Annotated in this window: 16 protein-coding genes; 12 read left to right on the top strand and 4 right to left on the bottom strand. The window is 65.0% G+C overall.

The window, feature by feature from the left end:
* The first annotated feature begins 41 nt into the window (after nucleotides 1-41).
* The 10 genes from clpA to ACNA0R_RS05245 all read left to right on the top strand — a co-directional run bounded on the left by clpA (nucleotide 42) and on the right by ACNA0R_RS05245 (nucleotide 15,188).
* Nucleotides 42-2,345, top strand: a complete 2,304-nt coding sequence (gene clpA / locus ACNA0R_RS05290; RefSeq protein ID WP_415824892.1) for an ATP-dependent Clp protease ATP-binding subunit ClpA — start codon at nucleotides 42-44, stop codon at nucleotides 2,343-2,345.
* Complete coding sequence (locus ACNA0R_RS05285; protein WP_415824891.1) at nucleotides 2,345-3,697, top strand: paraquat-inducible protein A; 1,353 nt, start codon at nucleotides 2,345-2,347, stop codon at nucleotides 3,695-3,697. Before clpA ends, ACNA0R_RS05285 begins: the two co-directional genes overlap by 1 nt.
* Nucleotides 3,698-3,709: 12 nt before the next feature.
* The gene (locus ACNA0R_RS05280) at nucleotides 3,710-5,410 is read left to right on the top strand and encodes a PqiB family protein (protein ID WP_415824890.1); all 1,701 of its coding nucleotides are present in this window, start codon (nucleotides 3,710-3,712) and stop codon (nucleotides 5,408-5,410) included.
* The gene (locus tag ACNA0R_RS05275; protein WP_415824889.1) at nucleotides 5,407-6,057 is read left to right on the top strand and encodes a PqiC family protein; all 651 of its coding nucleotides are present in this window, start codon (nucleotides 5,407-5,409) and stop codon (nucleotides 6,055-6,057) included. The genes ACNA0R_RS05280 and ACNA0R_RS05275 overlap by 4 nt, the downstream gene beginning before the upstream one ends.
* 225 nt (nucleotides 6,058-6,282) lie before the next feature.
* Nucleotides 6,283-10,095, top strand: a complete 3,813-nt coding sequence (putA, locus tag ACNA0R_RS05270) for a trifunctional transcriptional regulator/proline dehydrogenase/L-glutamate gamma-semialdehyde dehydrogenase (RefSeq protein ID WP_415824888.1) — start codon at nucleotides 6,283-6,285, stop codon at nucleotides 10,093-10,095.
* Nucleotides 10,096-10,406: 311 nt separating this feature from the next.
* A complete protein-coding gene (locus tag ACNA0R_RS05265) occupies nucleotides 10,407-11,561 on the top strand; it encodes a branched-chain amino acid ABC transporter substrate-binding protein (protein WP_415824887.1) in 1,155 nt (384 codons plus the stop codon).
* A 102-nt stretch (nucleotides 11,562-11,663) separates the two neighbouring features.
* Nucleotides 11,664-12,593 (top strand): branched-chain amino acid ABC transporter permease, encoded by a 930-nt coding sequence (locus ACNA0R_RS05260; protein WP_415824886.1) that lies wholly within the window; start codon nucleotides 11,664-11,666, stop codon nucleotides 12,591-12,593.
* A gap of 41 nt (nucleotides 12,594-12,634) precedes the next feature.
* Nucleotides 12,635-13,678: an ABC transporter permease subunit gene (locus ACNA0R_RS05255; protein WP_415825027.1), complete on the top strand. Its 1,044-nt coding sequence runs from the start codon at nucleotides 12,635-12,637 to the stop codon at nucleotides 13,676-13,678.
* Nucleotides 13,675-14,460, top strand: coding sequence for an ABC transporter ATP-binding protein (locus ACNA0R_RS05250; protein ID WP_415824885.1), 786 nt, complete (start codon nucleotides 13,675-13,677; stop codon nucleotides 14,458-14,460). The genes ACNA0R_RS05255 and ACNA0R_RS05250 overlap by 4 nt, the downstream gene beginning before the upstream one ends.
* Nucleotides 14,457-15,188 (top strand): ABC transporter ATP-binding protein, encoded by a 732-nt coding sequence (locus ACNA0R_RS05245; protein ID WP_415824884.1) that lies wholly within the window; start codon nucleotides 14,457-14,459, stop codon nucleotides 15,186-15,188. The genes ACNA0R_RS05250 and ACNA0R_RS05245 overlap by 4 nt, the downstream gene beginning before the upstream one ends.
* Nucleotides 15,189-15,257: 69 nt before the next feature.
* Here the strand turns inward: ACNA0R_RS05245 and ACNA0R_RS05240 are convergent, their stop codons facing one another.
* Entirely contained in the window at nucleotides 15,258-16,550 is a 1,293-nt protein-coding gene (locus ACNA0R_RS05240) for an Nramp family divalent metal transporter (RefSeq protein WP_415824883.1), read from the bottom strand.
* A 223-nt stretch (nucleotides 16,551-16,773) separates the two neighbouring features.
* Between ACNA0R_RS05240 and ACNA0R_RS05235 the strand changes: the two genes are divergently transcribed.
* On the top strand, nucleotides 16,774-17,886 hold the full coding sequence (locus tag ACNA0R_RS05235) for an NADH:flavin oxidoreductase/NADH oxidase (protein WP_415824882.1): 1,113 nt from the start codon (nucleotides 16,774-16,776) through the stop codon (nucleotides 17,884-17,886).
* Between the two features lie 64 nt (nucleotides 17,887-17,950).
* Here the strand turns inward: ACNA0R_RS05235 and dut are convergent, their stop codons facing one another.
* From dut to ACNA0R_RS05220, 3 genes are read right to left on the bottom strand one after another with little or no spacing between them, the layout of a single operon-like run.
* Nucleotides 17,951-18,400: a dUTP diphosphatase gene (gene dut, locus ACNA0R_RS05230; protein ID WP_415824881.1), complete on the bottom strand. Its 450-nt coding sequence runs from the start codon at nucleotides 18,398-18,400 to the stop codon at nucleotides 17,951-17,953.
* 50 nt (nucleotides 18,401-18,450) lie between these two features.
* Nucleotides 18,451-18,879 (bottom strand): hypothetical protein, encoded by a 429-nt coding sequence (locus ACNA0R_RS05225; RefSeq protein WP_415824880.1) that lies wholly within the window; start codon nucleotides 18,877-18,879, stop codon nucleotides 18,451-18,453.
* Nucleotides 18,880-18,887: 8 nt separating this feature from the next.
* Nucleotides 18,888-19,529, bottom strand: a complete 642-nt coding sequence (locus ACNA0R_RS05220; protein ID WP_415824879.1) for a DedA family protein — start codon at nucleotides 19,527-19,529, stop codon at nucleotides 18,888-18,890.
* A gap of 95 nt (nucleotides 19,530-19,624) precedes the next feature.
* Here ACNA0R_RS05220 and ACNA0R_RS05215 point away from each other — a divergent pair, with 95 nt between their 5' ends.
* Nucleotides 19,625-20,665, top strand: a complete 1,041-nt coding sequence (locus ACNA0R_RS05215; RefSeq protein WP_415824878.1) for a metal-dependent hydrolase — start codon at nucleotides 19,625-19,627, stop codon at nucleotides 20,663-20,665.
* The last annotated feature ends 12 nt before the right edge of the window (nucleotides 20,666-20,677 follow it).

Raw genomic sequence — 20,677 nt, 5'->3', positions numbered from 1 at the left:
GAATTGTGTTTTTGTCCGCTTCGATGCGTTATGGAGGAAGCGTGATTTCCCAAGAGCTTGAAGTCAGCCTGCATATGGCTTTCGTCGAGGCCCGTTCGGCCCGGCACGAATTTATTACAGTAGAGCATCTACTGTTATCGCTGCTCGACAACGCTTCCGCGGTGGAAGTGCTGCGCGCTTGCGCCGCCAATCTGGATGATCTGCGCCGCAACCTGCGCCAGTTCGTCAACGAGAACACACCGGTGATCCCCAGCGGCGCCGAAGTGGACACTCAGCCTACGCTGGGTTTCCAGCGTGTGATCCAGCGCGCGATCATGCATGTTTCCGCCGGCGGCAGCGGCAAGAAGCCCGTGACCGGCGCCAACGTGCTGGTCGCGATTTTCGGCGAAAAGGATTCGCACGCTGTTTATTACCTGCAGCAGCAGGGCGTCACCCGCCTGGATGTCGTGAATTTCCTTTCGCATGGAATCACCAAGCAGCCCCAGGTCGAATCCGCTGCGTCCCAGAAGGAGCAGCAGCCCAATCCGGAAGAACAGGGCGAGTCGCGCCAGTCGCCGCTGGATCAGTATGCGACCGATTTGAACGCGGCCGCGCTGGCGGGCCGCATCGATCCGCTGATCGGCCGTGAAACCGAAGTCGAACGCGTGATCCAGGTGCTTTGCCGGCGCCGCAAGAATAACCCCTTGCTGGTGGGTGAGGCCGGCGTGGGCAAGACCGCGATCGCGGAAGGGCTCGCGTGGCGCATTACCCGGGGCGAAGTCCCGGAAATCTTGCAGTCCGCGCAGGTTTATGCGCTCGACATGGGTGCATTGCTGGCCGGCACGAAATACCGTGGCGATTTCGAACAGCGCCTCAAGGGCGTGCTGAAGCAGCTGCGCGGTAATCCCGACGCCATCCTGTTCATCGACGAAATCCATACCCTGATCGGCGCGGGGTCGGCCTCGGGCGGGACGCTGGACGCGTCCAATCTGCTCAAGCCGGCCTTGTCTTCCGGCCAGCTCAAGTGCATCGGCGCGACCACGTATACGGAATATCGCGGGGTGTTCGAAAAGGACCATGCGCTGTCGCGCCGGTTCCAGAAGATCGACGTCAGCGAACCCAGCGTCGAACAGACCGTGCAGATTCTGCGCGGGCTGAAGACGCGTTTCGAAGAACACCACAACGTACGCTATTCGGCGGCGGCGCTGTTGGCGGCGGCCGAGTTGTCGGCGCGCCATATCAATGACCGCCATCTGCCGGACAAGGCCATCGACGTCATCGACGAAGCCGGCGCCGCCCAGCGTCTGCTGCCGCGTTCGCGCCAGAAGAAAGTCATCGGCAAGGTGGATATCGAAAATATCGTTTCGAAGATTGCGCGTATTCCGCCCCAGTCGGTTTCGAACGACGACCGCAGCAAGCTGGCCACGCTGGACCGCGACCTGAAAACGGTCGTGTTCGGCCAGGATGCCGCCATCGAAGCGCTGTCCGCGTCCATCAAGATGGCGCGGTCCGGACTGGGCAAGCCCGAAAAGCCGATCGGCGCTTTCCTGTTTTCGGGTCCGACGGGCGTCGGCAAGACCGAAGTCGCACGGCAGTTGGCGTTCACCATGGGCGTGGAGTTGCTGCGCTTCGATATGTCGGAATACATGGAACGGCATGCGGTGTCGCGCCTGATAGGCGCGCCGCCGGGATACGTCGGCTTCGACCAGGGCGGCCTGTTGACGGAAGCCATCACCAAGCAGCCGCATTGCGTGTTGCTGCTGGACGAGATCGAAAAGGCGCATCCGGATGTCTTCAACATCCTGCTGCAGGTCATGGACCACGGCACGTTGACCGACAACAACGGACGCAAGGCCGACTTCCGCAACGTCATCCTTATCATGACGACCAACGCGGGCGCGGAAACCTTGAACCGGCCGTCCATCGGCTTCGCGAATGCGCGCGTGGTCGGCGACGAAATGGCGGAAATCCGCCGCATGTTCACGCCGGAATTCCGCAACCGCCTGGACGCCATCATCCCGTTCGCGCCGCTGTCGCGCGAGATCATCCTGCGCGTCGTGGACAAGTTCCTGATGCAGCTGGAAGATCAGTTGCACGAACGCCGTGTCGACGCCGTCTTCACGGAGGCGCTGCGCGAGCATCTGGCGAAGGAAGGTTTCGACCCGCTCATGGGGGCCCGTCCCATGCAGCGCCTGATTCAGGACACCATACGCCGCGCCTTGGCGGACGAGCTGCTGTTCGGCAAGTTGGTCGACGGCGGCACGGTGACGGTCGATCTGGATCAGGACGGCAAGGTCGCGCTGACCTTCGGCGACAAGCCGGCCTCGGACGCGCCTGACGCGCAGGAAGTCGCATTGGCGGATTGATGGCCTCGGAACACCCGCTCATCTCCTGCGAAAGTTGCGGCAGTGTTTATCGCCGCCAGGAGCTGAGCCAGGGTGAGCAAGCGACGTGCGGCCGCTGCGGCACCGTGTTATGGCGCTACAGCGGGCTGCAACCTTCAGGGTGGCTGGCGCTTGCGCTTGCCGCCCTGATTATTTTCGTCATCGCCAACGCCTATCCCGTCGCCATCATGCAGGTGCAGGGCATGGTGCAAGCCGCGTCCTTGCCGGACGCCGTCATGGTCACCTGGCAGCAAGGCCATGAGGTCGTCGCGATCATGACGGGGCTGGCCGGTCTGCTGCTGCCGCTGCTGCAACTGGTATTGCTGGTTTGGGTGCTGTATCCGCTGTCCGTCGGGTCGCGGCCTCCGGCGTTCACCTTCGCCACCCGGCTGTTGGGTATGCTGGAGCCGTGGAGCATGGTTCCGGTATTCGTCCTGGGCGTGCTGGTGGCCGTGGTCAAGTTGGCCGGCATGGCGTCGGTCACGCCGGGCATCGGGATGGCCGGCTTCGCCGCCTTGACCGTGCTGTTGACCATGTTGGGGCGACTCACGCCGAAGTCCTTATGGCATTACGCGGAGCGGGCCGGACTGGTGGAAGCGCATATGCCGCATGCCGGCGCGGACCGGGCGTTGGCCGGGTGCCATGTATGCGGGCAGGTCCAGGCGCTGCCCGTGGCTGACGCGGAGCACGCCCATCATTGCGTGCGTTGTCATAGCCCCGTGCATTTACGCAAGCCCGACCATCTGGCCCGTACCTGGGCATTGCTCATTGCCGCGGCGATTCTTTACATCCCCGCCAATGTGCTGCCTGTCATGAATATTGATTCTCTTCTGGGGGATAGTGCGCATACTATCCTGGGCGGCGTGATCGAACTCTGGCAGACAGGATCCTGGGATATTGCTCTGATCGTGTTCGTCGCCAGCGTGATGGTCCCGATGACCAAGTTGCTGGCGCTCGGCGTGCTGGCATGGCAAGTGCAGAGGGGCAGCGGCTACAGTCTGGTCCAGCGTACCCGCCTGTATGGGATGGTCGAATTCATAGGGCAATGGTCGATGCTGGACGTCTTCGTCGTGATACTGCTGGCGGCGCTTGCGCAATTCCAGGGGTTGATGACAATTAGCGCCGGGCCGGGCGCGGGCGCCTTCGGCATGGTCGTCATATTGACCATGCTGGCGGCCATGAGCTTCGACCCCAGGCGCGGATGGGATCGCGCGCGCCGGGGCCGGGGGAAGGCGCCGGCTGTCGGGCCGACGCCGCCGCAGGCTGTGCAAGTAACGGGAAGTGCATCGCGCGGGCCCGCCGTGGACCATGCCATTCAAGAACAAAAGGAATAAGGAAGCAGCAGCATGTCCGACCCAGCATCGTCCGGAGAAAATCAGCAGATCCGGACTCCGGTGGTCAATCGGCGCAAGCGCCGTATTTCATGGATCTGGCTAGTCCCGTTCGTCGCCGCCGTCGCCGGCTTGTCGCTGGTGGCACGCACCTGGTTGGAATCGGGGCCGACGGTGACCATCACCTTCAAATCGGCGGAAGGGCTGGAAGTCGGCAAGACGCAGGTGCGCTACAAGGACGTCAACATCGGCACGGTCCGCAGCATACGCCTTAGCGAAGACCGCACCAATGTGATCGTGAAGGCGGAATTGGTCAAGGACGCCGCCAGCATCGCCCGCGAAGGCACGCAATTCTGGGTCGTGAAGCCGCGCCTGGGCGTCAGCGGGGTATCGGGCCTGGGCACCTTGCTGTCGGGCGCCTATATTGGCGTGGACGCCACGACAGGCAAGGATGCCAGGGGCAAACCGCTGCCCGACGAGGAAAAGACCGAGTTCGTCGGCCTGGAAACGCCGCCTGAAGTGACGCACGATCGTCCCGGCAAGCGGTTCACGGTCCGCGCCACGGACCTCGGTTCGCTGGATGTGGGATCGCCGGTTTATTACCGGCGCATCAGTGTCGGGCAGGTGATCGGGTATCAGCTCGATCCTACGGGGCACTTCGTCAACATCCAGATTTTCGTGGATGCGCCCAACGACAAATTCGTCACGGCCAATACGCATTTCTGGAATGCCAGCGGGGTGGATTTCACCGTGAATGCCGACGGCCTGAAAGTTCGCACCCAGTCGCTGCTATCGGTGGCGGTGGGCGGTATCGCGTTCGCGCAGTCCGACGATGATGCCGGCACTACGCCCGCCAAGGCCGATGCGGTGTTCAAGCTGTATGGCACGCAGGCGGAGGCCGAAGCGACGCCGGATGGCGACCCGTTCCCCGTGGTCATGCGTTTCGATCAGTCCATACGCGGGCTGAGCGTCGGCGCGCCGATAGACTTCAATGGCGTGCAGCTGGGACAGGTCGATTCGATCACCATGGATTTCGATAGGGAATCCAAGCGGTTCTTCGCGCTGGTCCACGCCAATCTTTTCCCGCAGCGCCTGGGGCCCGTTTATGAAAGGGTGCGCGAGTTCTCCGAGCAGGAGGACAAGAAAGTGGAAGGCACCAAGGTCATCCATCCGGGAGGACGCCTGCTCGGCGGGATGATCCAGCATGGCTTGCGCGCGCAGCTGCGCACCTCGAATCTGTTGACGGGGCAGCTATACGTGGCGCTGGACGTGTTCCCGAATGCCAAGCCGGTCAACTTCCATATGGACACGCCGGCCGACATTCCGACCCAGCCAGGCAATTTCGATCAGCTGCAGCAGCAGATTTCCAACGTCGCCGCGAAGCTGGACAAGATTCCGTTCGACAAGATCGGGATAGATCTGCAGCGGACGCTGGAAGGCTCGGCGCGCCTGATGGCGAAGCTGGACAAGCAGGTGGCCCCGCAGGCGGAAGCGCTGCTGAAGCAGGCCAACAAGTCGCTCGCGGATCTGGGCAATCTACTGGCGCCGGATTCGGCCTTGCCGGTGAATGCCCAGCGCGCGATGGAAGAACTGTCGCGGGCGGCGCGCTCGCTGCGCGCCCTGGCCGATTATCTGCAGACCAATCCGGAAGCGCTGCTGCGCGGTCGCGGGCCGGACCCGCTGCCTAACTATGGTGCCACCAGGAGCCCACGATGAATCGCGCCATTGGACGGGTGCTCGCACCCACCCTGACCGCGGCGGCGCTGGCCGGCTGCGCCGCTTCGCCTCCCGTGAATTACTACACGCTGCTGGCGCCGGAACCCGCGACGCCCGCGGCGGCGCGCGACGGCCAGCCGCCTTATCTGCTGGAGGTCCTGCCCGTCACGGTACCGTCGCAGGCGGATCAGCCGCAGATCATGATGCGGCAACCCGACGGCGCGGTGTCGGCGTATTACTCGGATCGATGGACCGCGCCGCTCCCTGACGAGATCCGTGGCGCGCTTTCGTACAACCTGGTGCGGGACCTCGGGGTGCTGGACGTGCAGACCATCAGCGCTCCCAGCAGCGCCGCCGTCTGGCGGGTCCAGGTAGACGTCCAGCGCTTCGATGCCGCCGCGGGTGGGTCCGCGGTGCTGGATGCTACCTGGCGAGTGCGCCCCGTGAACCTGCAGGGGCAGGGCCTGCTCTGCCGCAGCGTGGTTCAGCTGCCGCTGGGCGGCACGGCCCCGGGCAACGCGGTCGCCGCCCAACAGAAGGCCACCGTGGCGCTGGCCGCGACCATCGCCAGCGCGATCCGGTCTGGCGGCGCGCGCGCGTCGTCCGCCGACCCGGCTGTCCAATTGCAGGGCTGCACGAGCTCCTGAGGCTATTCAGGGCGGCCGGCTGGCACGCGGTCGCTACGGAAAGCGCCCCCGCGCGACGCAGGAAAGCTTGTAGAATCTAGGGGTTAACCTTAATACATACAAAGGTATAACCCGCCTATCATCGCGGTCAACCCGGATGCGGAAACGCATGCCGGCGTGAGCCGCGCACCGTCCCCGCGGACGGTAGGCAGGCCCCTATCTTCCAACAGCGAGTACCGAAGCAGCATGGGCACCACCACTCTGGGCGTCAAGGTAGACGAAGCACTGCGCGACCGTCTCAAGGACGCCGCATCCAAACTGAAATGCACGCCGCATTGGCTGCACAAGCAGGCCATCGTCGCCTATCTCGAAAAAATCGAGCGCGGGCAACTGCCGGCGGAGATCGCGCATTTCGCCGGCGCCGACGCAGCGGTCGAGGAAGCCGAACTGCAGCCGCTGGCCCAGGTACCGCCGTTTTTCGAATTCGGCCAGGACGTACAGTCGCAGTCCGTGCTGCGCGCCGCCATCACGGCAGCGTATCGCCGTCCGGAGCCGGAATGCGTGCCCTTGCTGCTGGGGCAGGCGCGCATGCCCCATCCGGAAAAAATCCACGCCATGGCCGCCGGCCTGGTGCAGGCCTTGCGGGACAAGCGCACCGGCGGCGGGGTGGAGGGCCTGATTCAGGAATTCTCCCTCTCCAGCCAGGAAGGGGTGGCGTTGATGTGCCTGGCCGAGGCCCTGCTGCGTATCCCCGACCGCGCCACGCGCGACGCCTTGATACGCGACAAGGTCGCGCGCGGCGATTGGCGTTCCCATATGGGCGAATCGCCGTCCCTGTTCGTCAATGCGGCGACCTGGGGCCTGATGCTGACCGGCAAGCTGGTGGCCGTCAACAGTGAACAATCGCTTTCGCGGGCGCTGACGCGGCTGATCGGCAAGGGCGGCGAGCCGCTGATCCGCAAGGGCGTGAACATCGCCATGCGCATGATGGGCGAACAGTTCGTGTCCGGACAGACCATCTCGGAGGCGTTGGCCAATAACCGCAAGATGGAAGCCAAGGGCTTCAGCTATTCGTACGACATGCTGGGCGAGGCGGCCACCACATCGGCCGACGCCGACCGCTACTACGCCTCCTATGAGCAGGCCATACACGCCATCGGCAAGGCCGCCGCGGGCCGCGGGATCTATCAGGGGCCCGGCATATCGATCAAGCTGTCCGCCTTGCATCCGCGCTATTCGCGGGCGCAGCGTGATCGGGTCATGACCGAACTGCTGCCGCGCGTGCGCTCGCTGACGCGTCTGGCCAGGGGTTACGACATCGGCCTGAATATCGATGCCGAGGAAGCCGATCGACTGGAAATCTCGCTGGACCTGCTGGAAGCGCTTTGTTTCGATCCGGAACTGGAAGGCTGGAACGGCATCGGCTTCGTGATCCAGGCCTATCAGAAGCGGGCGCCCTTCGTGATCGATTACGTGGTGGACCTGGCGCGCCGCAGCCGGCATCGCCTGATGGTCCGCCTGGTGAAGGGCGCCTATTGGGATAGCGAAATCAAGCGCGCGCAAGTGGATGGACTGGAAGGCTATCCGGTGTATACGCGCAAGGTCTATACGGACGTGGCGTATCTGGCGTGCGCCCGCAAGCTGCTGGCGGCGCCCGAAGCGGTGTTTCCGCAGTTCGCCACGCATAACGCCTATACGCTGTCGGCGATCTATCAGCTTGCCGGCCAGAACTACTATCCCGGCCAGTACGAGTTCCAGTGCCTGCACGGCATGGGCGAATCGCTCTACGAGGAAGTGGTCGGCCCCGTATCGCAAGGCAAGCTGAATCGCCCCTGCCGCATTTATGCGCCGGTCGGGACACATGAGACGCTGCTGGCCTATCTGGTGCGCCGCCTGTTGGAAAACGGCGCGAACACGTCCTTCGTAAACCGGATCGGCGACGAAAGCATATCGATCGACGAATTGATCGAGGACCCGGTGGAAGCCGCCTCCGCCATCGTGCCGCTGGGCGCGCCGCACGAGAAGATCCCGCTGCCGCGCGAACTCTACGGCAGCGTGCGTGGCGGGGCCCGCGCCAATTCGCAGGGTCTGGACCTGAGCAACGAGCATCGGCTGGCGTCCCTGTCCGCGGCCCTGTTGTCCAGCACCGCGACCGCCTGGCGCGCCTATCCCACCGTCGGCGCGATGGCCTGGGATGACGCGCGCGCGCTGCCCGTGCGCAACCCGGCGGACCATCGCGACGTGGTCGGCCAGGTCATCGAGGCGTCCGAAGCGGAAACGCAGGAGGCGCTGCGGCGCGCGGCGCAGGGAGCTTCCATCTGGCAATCCACGCCGGTCGCCGAACGCGCGTTGTGCCTGCGGCGCGCGGCGCAGATGCTGGAAGAGCAGATGCAGACGCTGCTGGGACTGATCGTGCGCGAAGCCGGCAAATCCCTGCCCAACGCCATCGCTGAAGTGCGCGAAGCGGTCGACTTCCTGCGCTATTACGCGGAGCAGGCCGAACGGGAATTCGACAATGCGACCCATCGGCCGCTGGGACCGGTGCTGTGCATCAGCCCCTGGAACTTCCCGTTGGCCATCTTCACCGGCCAGGTCGCCGCAGCCTTGGCCGCGGGCAATGCCGTCATCGCCAAGCCCGCGGAGCAGACGCCGCTGATCGCGGCCCAGGCCGTCGCCATCCTGCGCGCGGCGGGCGTGCATGAGGACGCCGTCCAGCTTTTGCCTGGCCGCGGCGAGACCGTGGGCGCCGCGCTGGTGGCCAGCCCGGACATCCGCGGGGTGCTGTTCACCGGATCCACCGATGTCGCGCGGCTGATTTCGCGCAGCCTGGCCGAGCGCCTGGATGATGCCGGCCACACCATTCCGCTGATCGCGGAAACGGGCGGCCAGAACGCCATGGTGGTGGATTCCTCGGCCCTGACGGAACAGGTGGTCTATGACGTCCTGAGCTCGGCCTTCGATTCCGCCGGCCAGCGCTGCTCCGCGCTGCGCGTGCTGTGCGTGCAGGAGGACAGCGCCGACCGCGTGCTGGAAATGCTGCGCGGGGCCATGGCGGAACTGCGTGTCGGCAATCCGGATCATTTGTCGACGGATATCGGCCCGGTCATCGACGGCGAGGCGCGGGAAGGCATACAGCGTCACATCGATACCATGCGCAACGCGGGCAAGACGATTACCCAGTTGCCGCTGCCGGCGGCGTGCCGCAATGGTACCTTCGTCGCCCCGACGCTGATCGAGATCGGCAGCGTACGCGAGCTCAAGCGTGAAGTCTTCGGACCGGTGCTGCATGTGGTCCGCTACAAGCGCGATCAGCTGGATAGCCTGCTGGACGATATCAATTCCACCGGCTACGGATTGACCTTCGGCGTGCATACCCGCATCGACGAAACCATCGGCCATGTCACGTCCCGCGTCCATGCGGGCAATATGTACGTGAACCGCAATATCGTCGGCGCCGTGGTCGGCGTGCAGCCCTTTGGCGGGGAAGGCCTGTCCGGCACGGGGCCCAAGGCCGGCGGACCGCTATACCTGTACCGGCTGCTGTCCGTGCGCCCGGCCGGGCTGCCCGTAGCGGGCGGCGCGTCGGCGATGCCCGTCGTTTTGACGCTGCCGGGACCCACCGGCGAGGCGAACACCTATCGCCTGGAGCCGCGCGGCACCGTGTTGTGCGTGGCGGCGTCGGAACAGGGCGCGCGGGCGCAGTGGGCGGCTGCCCAGGCCACGGGCAACCGTGTCCTGTACGCCGACAACAGCGTTGCCCGCCTGTTTGCCCAGAACCTGCCGCCGGCACAGCGCGATGGGGTGGCCTTCATGCGGGATGAGGACACGGAAAGCGCGGACTACCACTCGGTGCTCTTCGAAGGCGACAGCGACGCGCTGCGCGTCCTGGCGGCTCGCGTGGCCACGCGGCCGGGCCCGATCGTATCCGTGCAGGGTTTGTCGTCGGACGCGGTGGCGCAGGGGCAGTCCTATGTGCTGGATCGCCTGTTGGCCGAACGCTCCATCAGCGTCAACACGGCCGCCGCCGGTGGAAATGCCAGCCTGATGACCATAGGCTGATGCGATTTCCACGCCCAGGCTGGCGTCGCGTTGAAAAAACGAAAGCGCCGGTGCGATTCATCAGTGTAGCGATGAGGCGCGCCGGCACATTGCATGACATATCCTTCTGCATGCTCCACGGCACGGGATTTCAGAGAGTACGGGGAGGGTAATCGCCAATACCTGCCGTACGTGGCGCCATCGAAAATCCCCTTGCCATGGTCAAATAAATACTAAACGGCACGGATCGCGTCATCCGCGAGCCGCGCCGGCAAGGACGGCGGGAAATCATCCCGCCCGATCTCAAAGCCTTATCCTACGAGGAGGAACAGATGCGCTTTAAGACAACAATACGATCGCTCGCCGTGGCAGTCGCCGCCGGATTCTGCATGGCCGGCGCCGCTCACGCGGCTGACCAGGAAGTCAAGCTGGGCTATGCCGGTCCGCTGACGGGTCCCCAGGCGCACTACGGCCAGGATATGCAGAACGGTCTGATCCTGGCTATCGAGGAGGCAAACAAGAAGGGCATCAAGCTCGACGGCAAGACCGCCAAATTCGTGCTCATCTCCAAGGACGACCAAGCCGACCCGCGCACCGCCGTCACGGTGGCCCAGCAACTGGTCGACGAAGATGTCGACGGCGTCCTTGGGCACTTCAATTCCGGCACGACGATTCCCGCATCGCAGGTCTACCATGACGCCGGCCTCGTGCAGATCGCCATGGGCACGGCCCCGGAATACACCAACCAGGGCTACGACAATACCTTCCGCATGATGACCAGCGACACGCAGCAGGGCGCTGCCGTCGGCGAATTCATGGTCAAGGACCTGCATGCCAAGAAGATTGCCATCATCGACGACCGGACGTCCTACGGCCAGGGCCTGGCCGACCAGGTCGACAAAGCGGTGAAAGCCGCGGGCGGCCAAGTGGTGCGCCGCGAATATACGACGGACAAGGCCAACGATTTCACCTCCATCCTGACCAACATCAAGGGCGTCGCGCCCGACGCGGTCTTCTTCGGCGGGCTCGACGCGCAATCCGGCCCGATGAAGCGGCAGATGGCGACCCTGGGCATGAAGATGCCTTTCGTCTCCGGCGAGATGACGCGCAGCGAAACCTTCCTGAAGCTGGCGGGCGATGCGGCGGAGGGCACCTATGCGTCGCTGGCCGGCGTGCCGCTGGACCAGATGGCGGCCGGCAAGGCCTTCGCGACGGCCTACAAGGCGCGCTTCAAGGAGGACCCCGGCGTCTATGCGCCTTACGCCTATGACGGCGCCTGGAACATGATCACGGCCATGGAACAGGCAAACTCCGCGGAGCCGGAGAAGTACCTGCCCATGTTGCGCAAGCTGCACCGCAGCGGCGCGACCAGCCAGAACATCGCCTATGACGCCAAGGGCGATCTCAAGGAAGTGTCCGTGACCGTCTATCAGGTCAAGAACGGCAAGTGGGAAATGGTCAAGACCATGGTGAGTCAGGCGCAATAAAGCGCGATGGCCCGGCGCGATGCCGGGCCCGGCCCCGCCTTCGCGGGGCTTATCAGGCGCGGCATCCCCTGTCCGCGCGATTCATGTTTCACCTGGCATTCCATGGATATTTTCATTCAGCAACTCATCAACGGCCTGACCCAGGGTAGCGTCTACGCCCTGGTCGCGCTGGGCTATACCATGGTGTATGGCATTGTCGGCCTGATCAATTTCGCCCACGGCGACGTGGTCATGGTGGGCGCCATGGTGGCGACCTCCGTTGCCTTGGCGCTGGTTGGCGCGAATCCCGGCATGTCGCCCTGGCTGATATTGGGCGCCGGCGCGATCTGCGCGGTGCCGGTCTGTATGGGCTTGGGCTGGCTGGCGGAAAGAGTCGCCTATCGTCCCCTGCGGCGGGCGCCGCGGCTGGCGGCCTTGATCACGGCCATCGGCATATCGATCATCCTGCAGAACGTGGCCATGATGATATGGGGCCGCGACTATGCGCATTTCCCCCAGATACTCGAACCAAGGGTGTTCCAGATCGACGGCGCGCGCATCAGCACGCTGCAGATCGCCATTATCGTCATCGCGGCGCTGATGATGGCCGGGCTGTTGCTGCTGGTTCACAGGACGCGGCTGGGTACCGCCATGCGCGCCACCGCGCAGAACCGCGAAGTCGCTGGCCTGATGGGCGTGAACATCAATACGGTCATTTCCGCGGCCTTCCTGATCGGTTCGGCGCTGGCGGCGGTGGCCGGGATGATGGTCACGACTTACTACGGCGTGGCGCACTATACGATGGGCTTCATGCTGGGCCTGAAGGCCTTCACCGCGGCCGTGCTGGGCGGCATTGGCAATCTGGCCGGGGCCATGTTCGGCGGCATATTGCTGGGCGTGATCGAAGCCTTGGGCGCCGGGTACATCGGCGACCTGACTGGCGGCTTCATGGGTAGCAACTACCAGGACGTGTTTGCCTTCCTGGTGCTGGTGCTGGTGCTGATTTTCCGTCCCTCCGGTTTGTTGGGCGAACGCGTGGGAGATCGGGCATGACAACTATCGCTGCACGCGGCCGCGTATCGCCGGCCGCCTGGATGGGCATGGCGATCGTGGCGATCGCGCTGGCCGTCCTGCCCTTCGTGCTGGGCATGGCGGGCCAAAGCTGGGTGCGCATACTGAACTTCGCGTTGCTGTATGTGATGCTCTCGCTGGGCCTGAATATCGTGGTCGGGTTCGCCGGCCTGCTGGACCTCGGGTATATCGCTTTCTATGCCGTCGGCGCGTATACCTGGGCCTTGCTGGCGTCGCCGCATTTCGGCCTGCACCTGCCGTTCTGGGCCATCCTGCCGCTCAGCATCGCGCTGGCCTGCCTGTTCGGCGTACTGCTGGGCGCGCCTACGCTCAGGCTGCGAGGGGATTACCTTGCCATCGTTACGCTGGGCTTCGGTGAAATCATCCGGGTGTTCCTCAATAACCTGAATGCGCCGATCAACATCACCAACGGCCCGCAGGGGGTGAACCGGGTGGATCCTTTCCGCGTGGCCGGCTTCGCCTTCAACCGGACGGAAACGCTCTTCGGCATACGCGTGACCGGGCCCGAGAAGTACTACTACCTGCTGCTTCTGCTGACCTTGCTGATCATCTTCGTATGCGTGCGCCTGCAGAATTCGCGCATCGGCCGCGCCTGGGAAGCCATACGCGAAGACGAAGTCGCGGCCAAGGCCATGGGCATCAATACCCGCAACATCAAACTGCTGGCCTTCGCGATGGGCGCGTCGTTCGGCGGCGTGGCGGGTGCCTTGTTCGCGTCGATGCAAGGCTTCGTCAGTCCCGAAAGCTTCAGCCTGACCGAGTCGATCTCGGTGCTGTGCATGGTGGTACTGGGCGGGATGGGCCATATTCCCGGCGTCATTCTGGGTTCCGTGATCCTGGCGGTGTTTCCCGAGTTCCTGCGCGCCGTCATCGTCCCGGCCCAGCAGGCGATCTTCGGGGACGTCGTCGTCGATCCGGAAGCCATACGCATGCTGCTGTTCGGCCTCGCCATGGTCTGCGTAATGCTGTTCCGCCCCGCCGGCTTGTGGCCATCGTCGGTACGCAAGCGTGAACTCAGCCGTCCGGCACAAGGAGGCCAGGCATGAACGCTACCTTGCTCGAGGCCCGCGGACTGGGCAAACGCTTCGGCGGCCTGCAGGCGCTGTCGGACGTCAGCTTCGACATCCGCAGCGGCGAAATCTACGGCTTGATCGGCCCCAACGGCGCCGGCAAGACGACCTTGTTCAATGTGCTGACGGGCTTGTACGTGCCGGAAGCCGGGCAATGCGTGTTCGCCGGCGAAAACCTGGTGGGCGCGAAACCGCATGAGATCGCCGCCCTGGGCATGGCGCGCACGTTCCAGAACATCCGCCTGTTCGCCAATCTGACCGCGCTGGAAAACGTCATGATCGGCCGCCACGTCCGGACCCGCGCCGGCCTGGTCGGCGCGGTGCTGCGCAATCGCCGCACGCGTACGGAAGAAGCCGCGATCGAAGCGCGCGCGCACGCCTTGCTGGAATATACGGGCATCGCCACACGCGCCAATGACATCGCCAAGTCCCTGTCGTATGGGGATCAACGGCGTCTGGAGATCGCGCGCGCGCTCGCCACCGAACCCCGTCTGCTGGCCTTGGACGAGCCCGCTGCCGGCATGAACGCCTCGGAAACCGTCGTGCTGCGCAGGCTTATCGAAAAGATCCGCGCCGATGGCGTAACGGTGCTGCTGATCGAGCACGACATGAAGCTGGTGATGGGGTTGTGCGATCGGGTGCTGGTCCTGGAGTACGGGAAGGTCCTGGCCATGGGCAAGCCGGCGGACGTGCAGCGCAATCCCAAGGTGATCGAAGCGTATCTAGGCGTCGGCGCGGCGCAGGAGGCAGCGGCATGAGCCAGACACCTTTGCTGGAGCTGCGTGATTTGCAGGTCGCATACGGCGGTATCCGTGCGGTACGCGGCGTCAACCTGGTGGTGAATCCGGGCGAACTCGTCTGCCTGATAGGCGCGAACGGGGCGGGCAAAAGCTCTACCTTGCGCGCGATCTGCGGCCTTATCCCGGTGGCCGGTGGCCAAGTGCTTTATCAAGGGGCGCCGATCCAGGGACGACGCTCGCACGAGCTGGTGCGCGAGGGCCTGGTCATGGTGCCCGAAGGTCGCGGTATTTTCGGCCAGCTGACCATCGAGGAAAACCTGGCGATGGGCGCGTACGTGCGGCGCGACGCGGCGGGCATACGCGCCGACCTCGACAAGGTCTTCGAGCAATTCCCGCGCTTGGCGGAAAGGCGCAAGCAGGCCGCCGGTACCTTGTCGGGGGGGGAACAGCAGATGGTTGCCCTGGGACGCGCGATGATCGCCCGCCCCAAGCTGCTGCTGCTGGACGAACCGTCGATGGGGCTGGCGCCGCTCATGGTGGAGAAGGTGTTCGAAGTCGTCTCCGCCATCGCCTCCGAGGGGGTCACCATCCTGCTCATCGAGCAGAATGCGCGCCTCGCGCTGGAATACAGTCAGCGCGGCTATGTGATGGAGTCGGGTGAATTGACGCTGTCTGGCCCGGCGCGGTCCTTTCTCAACGATCCTAAGGTGCGCGCGGCCTATCTGGGTGAACTGGAAACCGTATAGCCGTAAAGACCGGACAGCGAAAAGGGCAGGGCGCCGATGCATCGAAGCACCGGCGCCCATTTCACCGTATCAGCCCTGCACGGCCTGTATCACCAGCAGATAGGCATCCAGCGCGATGATCCCGGCGGTAGCGGTCACCGCAAGCACGCGCCAGATTCCGCGTAGCGCGTACGCGCCCATCACGTCGGGCCGCACGGCCAGCATTACCAAGGGCACCAGTGCGAAGGGCAGGGCCAGGCTCAGTATCACCTGGCTGATCACCAGCAACTGATCGGGATTCTGCCCGCCGGTATAGGCCAGCATGCCCAGGGCGGCCGCGCCGGCAACGGCCCGCGTCACCAGCGCACGTTTGCGGTCAGACCAGCCGCCTGTGCTGAATCCGTTGGACAGGACCTTGCCCGCCAGCACGCCGGTGATGGTCGAGCTTTGCCCGGCGGCATAGAGGGCAACGGCGAATACGATCGCGGCCCCGACGCCCAGGGTCTTGCCGATCACGGCATGGGCCTGGTCCAGGCTGGTTACTTCAAGGCCGAAGCCGGACAAGGAAGCCGCCGCGACGATCATGATGGCCGCATTGATCAAAGTAGCGATGCCCAGCGAGAACACGGTGTCGCTGCGCGCCACCCGCATCGCCGCGCCGCGCAGCGCGCTGGGCAGGTCGCGGCCGCGTTCGGCCAATTCGCCCGAATGCAGATACAGGTTGTGCGGCATCAAGGTGGCGCCGACGATGCCCAGCGCGATCAGAAAGCCTTCCGGCGCGCGCAGGGCGTTGCCGGGCTGCGCGGCGCCTTGCCCAACCGCCGTCCAGTCGGGGTTGGCGCGAAAGAGCAAATATACGAATGACACGGACACGATGGCGAGCAAGACGCCGATGATCCGCTCGTGACGCTCGGCGTTATTGCGGGCGAACAGCAGAACAGCATAAGTGCCCGCGCCGGTCATGGCGACGCCCGCCGTCAAGGGAATGCCGAAAAGCAGCCGCAGCGCGATGGCGCCGCCGATCAGCTCGGCCAGCGCCGTCGCCAGAATGGCCGCTTCTCCCGCCAGCCAGGCCGCGCGCGCCAGCGGGCGAGGAAGATAGCGCACGGTCAGCGCGGCCAGGTCCTGGCCCGTGGCCAGCGCCAGCCGGGAAACCAGGATCTGGAAGCCCAATGCCAGAAAGGCCGCCATGAATACGACCATCAACAGGTGATAGCCGAAGCGGCTGCCGCCCGCAATATCGGTTGCCCAATTGCCCGGGTCGATATACCCCACGGCCACGAGCAGTCCCGAGCCGATCAGGCGGCGCAATCCGGTCGGCACTTTACCGCCTTGCTGCAGGGCCGCTTTGCCGCCCGATATTGCGTAGATCAGCTCTGTCATGGTGCTTCCTTGTGAGAATGGTTCTTATTGTCGATATTGCTGGCCTACTGGTCAAATAAATTGATACTAGGGGCCTATTAGGTAAGAACTATCGATCGTTATCCCGCTGGCGTCCCGAACGCAGGACTTATGCCCGGCGCCGCCCGGACCCGCCGTAGGGGCTTCAGCGGCTCATCGGGGGGCCTGCGGTATAACCGTTGGATCCTTCCCGTACGGAGCTCGCATGACCACGCTTTTTTCTCCCGTCTCGCTGGGACGGCTTCAGCTTGCCAACCGCATCATCATCGCGCCCATGTGTGAATACTCGGCCGAAAACGGCAAGGCGACGGATTGGCACATGATCCATCTGGGTCACCTTGCCCTGTCGGGGGCCGGCCTGTTGTTCACCGAAGCCACCGCGGTGGAGCCCGGCGGCCGTATCACCGCGGCCGATCTGGGCTTGTGGGACGACGAGACCGAAGCCTCCATCGCCAAGGTGATGAACGCCATACGCCGGTACTCGACGATCCATATGGGAATGCAGCTGGCGCACGCCGGCCGCAAGGCATCCAGCCGCACCCCTTGGGAGGGCGGTAATCAGGTGCCGTCCACACAGGGCGGATGGATATGCGACGCACCGTCCGCCGTGGCCTACAAGGAGGGCGAAGAGCCGCCTCATGCCCTGGACCGCGCCGGTTTGCGGCGCGTCAAGGACGCATTCGTCCAGGCGGCTCGCCGTGCCGACCGCCTGGGATTCGACACCGTGCAGCTGCATGCCGCGCATGGCTACCTGCTGCACCAGTTCCTGTCGCCGATCGCGAATCACCGGACGGATGAATACGGCGGCAGTCTGGAAAACCGCATGCGCTTCCCATTGGAGGTCTACGATGCGGTGCGCGAGGCTTTCAGCGCCGACAAGCCGGTCGGGGTACGCGTGTCGGCCACCGACTGGGTGGACGGCGGGTGGGATATCGAACAGACGGTCGCGTTCGCGCACGCCCTGAAGGCGCGCGGCTGTCACTATATCGACGTGTCCTCAGGGGGCATGTCGCCGGCACAGAAGATCGCGCTGGGGCCTGGCTACCAGGTGCCATTCGCCGAGCGCGTCAAGCGCGAGACGGGGCTGCCGACCATGGCCGTCGGCCTGATCACCGAGCCAGAGCAGGCGAACGAGATTATCGAGAAGGGGCAGGCCGACATGGTGTCGCTGGCCAGGGGCATGCTCTACAACCCCCGCTGGCCATGGCACGCCGCCGCGGAACTGGGCCAGCATGTGCATGCGCCCAAGCAATACTGGCGTTCCCAGCCGCGCGAACTGAAGGATCTGTTCGTCGACGCCAGCTTCGGGCAGCGATAAGGCCGCCGGGCCGCCTGGTCGCTTGGCCGGCGGCCCCTGTTGGCCCGCGCCTAGCCGGCCGCGCCTAGCCGCGGCCGGTGCTGCCGAAGCCGCCGGCGCCGCGGTCGGAGGCCTGGAAATCCCCCACCACTTCAAACGCCACCTGCGCCACGGGCACGATGACCATTTGCGCCAACCGGTCCATGGGCTGCAGCGTGAATGCGGTGTCGCCGCGGTTCCAGGTCGACACCATCAACTGACCCTGATAGTCCGAGTCGATCAGGCCGACCAGATTGCCCAGCACGATCCCATGTTTGTGGCCAAGTCCGGAGCGAGGCAGGATCATGGCCGCGTAGCCAGGGTCGCCGATATGGATGGCCAGTCCGGTCGGCACCAGCGCGGTTGCGCCAGGTTCCAGCGTCAGCGGGCTTTCCAGGCAGGCACGCAGGTCCAGGCCGGCTGCGCCGGGCGTGGCGTAGGCGGGCAGGAATTCGCGCATGCGTTCATCGAGGATCTTCAGGGCGACGGATTTCATTGGATAGGATGCAGGAAGGCAAGACCGTCCGCTATGGCGGCGGCAGGAAATCAACGGCCCGTGTTGCCTGGGCCGTTCTTGGATATGGTGGTCAGCGGGGGTAACGGTGTCATCGGCTGCCCGGCGCGCTTGCGCTGGACGCGGGCCGCGCGCCAAAGCAGGCCGGCGAAGATGATCAGAAAAGCCACCGGCGCCAGGTCTTGTGGGTCGAATCCCGGCCGGTGCAGGGCCTCGAACAGCATGCGTACCGCCTGCCATGCGATGGCCAATGCCACGATAGTCACGGCAAATGCGCCGCGACGCGCGGAAGCGCGCGTTGCAAGCGTGGGGTTGCCGGCCTGCTGGGTGCCCACGGGAGGCGCGACGCCCACGGGCGGCGTGGCGGGCGTTTGGGCCCCCGGCGCCGCCTGGCCGCGGTTGATCAATTGCTCGACATAGCGGACGTAGTCGCCGTCCTTGGGCTCGCCATCGATGGCCATGCAAGCTCCTAGCCCCGTGTCCGGCGGCTGGCGGCCGGTACGCGACGCTTGCGCAGGACCATGCACAGCAGCCATACGCCCAACAGAATCGAGATGGCCGTGCCGATTACCATGCCGACGTGGCTCGCGCCCGAGATGTCGTCGACATTGCGCATGGTCAGGTAGCCGGGCGCCAGCATGGCGGGCATCCACAACGCGGCCGACAGGACGTTGGCCGCCTGGAATCGGGCGTGGCTCATGCCCATGACACCGGCGACGGTGGGAATGGTGCTGCGTATGGGGCCCATGAAACGGCCAGCCAGCACGGAAGCAAAGCCATAGCGCGAAAAGAACAGGCGCGCGCGCGCCACGGCAGGGCGGTGGTTGCTGAGCGGCCAGCGGCGCAAGACCCGCGGGCCCACGCCGCGCCCCAGCCAATACGACAAGGCGTCGCCGATGATGGCCCCCGCGATGCCCCACGCCAGTATGGTGACGCCGTCCAGGGAGCCGCTGCCGACGAGTCCGCCGGTAATCAGCATCAACGCTGTGGCGGGCACGAACAAGCCGAGTATGACCACCGATTCCGCCATGGTCAGGAGGGCGGTGACCGGCCCCGCCCAGTCCTGGTTGGTCTCGATGAAGTTTCGAATCTGATCGACGAATTGGTCCATGCGCGCCCCGCCATTCGGATGCGGTATCTTACCTTGTGCATCGGCGGCCGCGCGGGGCGGCGCCGGGCATCAGTCCAAAGGAATGATACGCAGACATGGATTCGCTGACGCACGTCGTAATGGGGGGCAGTATCCAGGCCGCGCTGATGGGGCGCGTGCAGGGACGCAAGGCGCTGCTGTATGGCGCCGTGCTGGCCACCTTGCCGGATCTGGACGTCTTCGTGCCGTACCCCGATCCCGTTTCCTTGATGACGTATCACCGGGGCTTCTCCCACTCCATCTTCGTGCTGACGGGCCTGGCCGGCGTGCTCGCATGGCTGGTGCGGCGCCGCTGGCCCGCCGCGCCTTATAGCGCCGGACGGCTCTTCCTGACCTTGTGGCTGGTGCTGATCACGCATCCGCTGCTGGACGCGATGACGACCTACGGGACGCAGCTTTTCTGGCCCTTGCCGCTGCAACCGGTGAGTATTTCCAGCATCTTCATCATCGATCCGATATTCACGCTCCCCTTGTTGATTGCCTTCCTGGCCAACCTGGCCTGGGGCGAACGTGTCAGCCGCCTGCGCGGCGGGGCGCTGGGTTTCGCCGCGGTTTACCTGGCGTGGACGCTGGCCGCGAAGAGCATGGTGGAGCAGCACGTCCGGACCGCGCTGGCGGCGCGGGGCGAGCGCGCCAGCGCGCTGTTTTCCGCGCCCATGCCCTTGAACAGCCTGCTTTGGCGTGTCATCGCGCGCGGGCCGGACGATACGTATTATGAAACCGTGACCAGTGTTTTCGACCGCGGCGATCCGGAACAGCTGCGCCAGCCGTTCAATCTTGGCTTGCGGCGCGAAGTGCCCCCCGACCCCTTGCTGGCCCGGCTGGAGTGGTTCACTGATGGCTGGCTGCGCTATGACGCCATCGCCGGCAATCTGGTCGTCACGGACCTGCGCATGGGCATGCCGGGCTACTACACTTTCCGTTTCGTCATGGCGCAAGGCGCGCCGCGGTCGGGCTGGCGCGTCGTGCTGCCCAGCCGCTGGCCGAGCAGTCGAGGCGGTTGGCCCGAACTGCGCCAGATCCTGGGCCGCATCATCGAACCGCACCCGCCCCTGCCGCTGGACGCCTGGGCTCGCCGCACCGTCCAGGCCGAATAGCCGGCGCCCCGT

This window comes from Bordetella sputigena (assembly GCF_965137885.1).
GTDB classification, from domain to species: domain Bacteria; phylum Pseudomonadota; class Gammaproteobacteria; order Burkholderiales; family Burkholderiaceae_B; genus Bordetella_C; species Bordetella_C sputigena.
This window is presented reverse-complemented; position numbering and strand designations above follow the sequence as displayed.

Bases quoted from the DNA above. Each gene is read 5' to 3' on its own strand.
- ACNA0R_RS05225 (WP_415824880.1), bottom strand. From the start codon at position 18,879: ATGGCCATCGATGGCGAGCCCAAGGACGGCGACTACGTCCGCTATGTC.
- ACNA0R_RS05215 (WP_415824878.1), top strand. From the start codon at position 19,625: ATGGATTCGCTGACGCACGTCGTAATGGGGGGCAGTATCCAGGCCGCG.
- ACNA0R_RS05265 (WP_415824887.1), top strand. From the start codon at position 10,407: ATGCGCTTTAAGACAACAATACGATCGCTCGCCGTGGCAGTCGCCGCC.
- ACNA0R_RS05255 (WP_415825027.1), top strand. From the start codon at position 12,635: ATGGGCATGGCGATCGTGGCGATCGCGCTGGCCGTCCTGCCCTTCGTG.
- ACNA0R_RS05280 (WP_415824890.1), top strand. From the start codon at position 3,710: ATGTCCGACCCAGCATCGTCCGGAGAAAATCAGCAGATCCGGACTCCG.
- ACNA0R_RS05220 (WP_415824879.1), bottom strand. From the start codon at position 19,529: ATGGACCAATTCGTCGATCAGATTCGAAACTTCATCGAGACCAACCAG.
- putA (WP_415824888.1), top strand. From the start codon at position 6,283: ATGGGCACCACCACTCTGGGCGTCAAGGTAGACGAAGCACTGCGCGAC.
- ACNA0R_RS05250 (WP_415824885.1), top strand. From the start codon at position 13,675: ATGAACGCTACCTTGCTCGAGGCCCGCGGACTGGGCAAACGCTTCGGC.
- ACNA0R_RS05285 (WP_415824891.1), top strand. From the start codon at position 2,345: ATGGCCTCGGAACACCCGCTCATCTCCTGCGAAAGTTGCGGCAGTGTT.
- ACNA0R_RS05245 (WP_415824884.1), top strand. From the start codon at position 14,457: ATGAGCCAGACACCTTTGCTGGAGCTGCGTGATTTGCAGGTCGCATAC.
- ACNA0R_RS05235 (WP_415824882.1), top strand. From the start codon at position 16,774: ATGACCACGCTTTTTTCTCCCGTCTCGCTGGGACGGCTTCAGCTTGCC.
- ACNA0R_RS05260 (WP_415824886.1), top strand. From the start codon at position 11,664: ATGGATATTTTCATTCAGCAACTCATCAACGGCCTGACCCAGGGTAGC.
- ACNA0R_RS05275 (WP_415824889.1), top strand. From the start codon at position 5,407: ATGAATCGCGCCATTGGACGGGTGCTCGCACCCACCCTGACCGCGGCG.
- ACNA0R_RS05240 (WP_415824883.1), bottom strand. From the start codon at position 16,550: ATGACAGAGCTGATCTACGCAATATCGGGCGGCAAAGCGGCCCTGCAG.
- dut (WP_415824881.1), bottom strand. From the start codon at position 18,400: ATGAAATCCGTCGCCCTGAAGATCCTCGATGAACGCATGCGCGAATTC.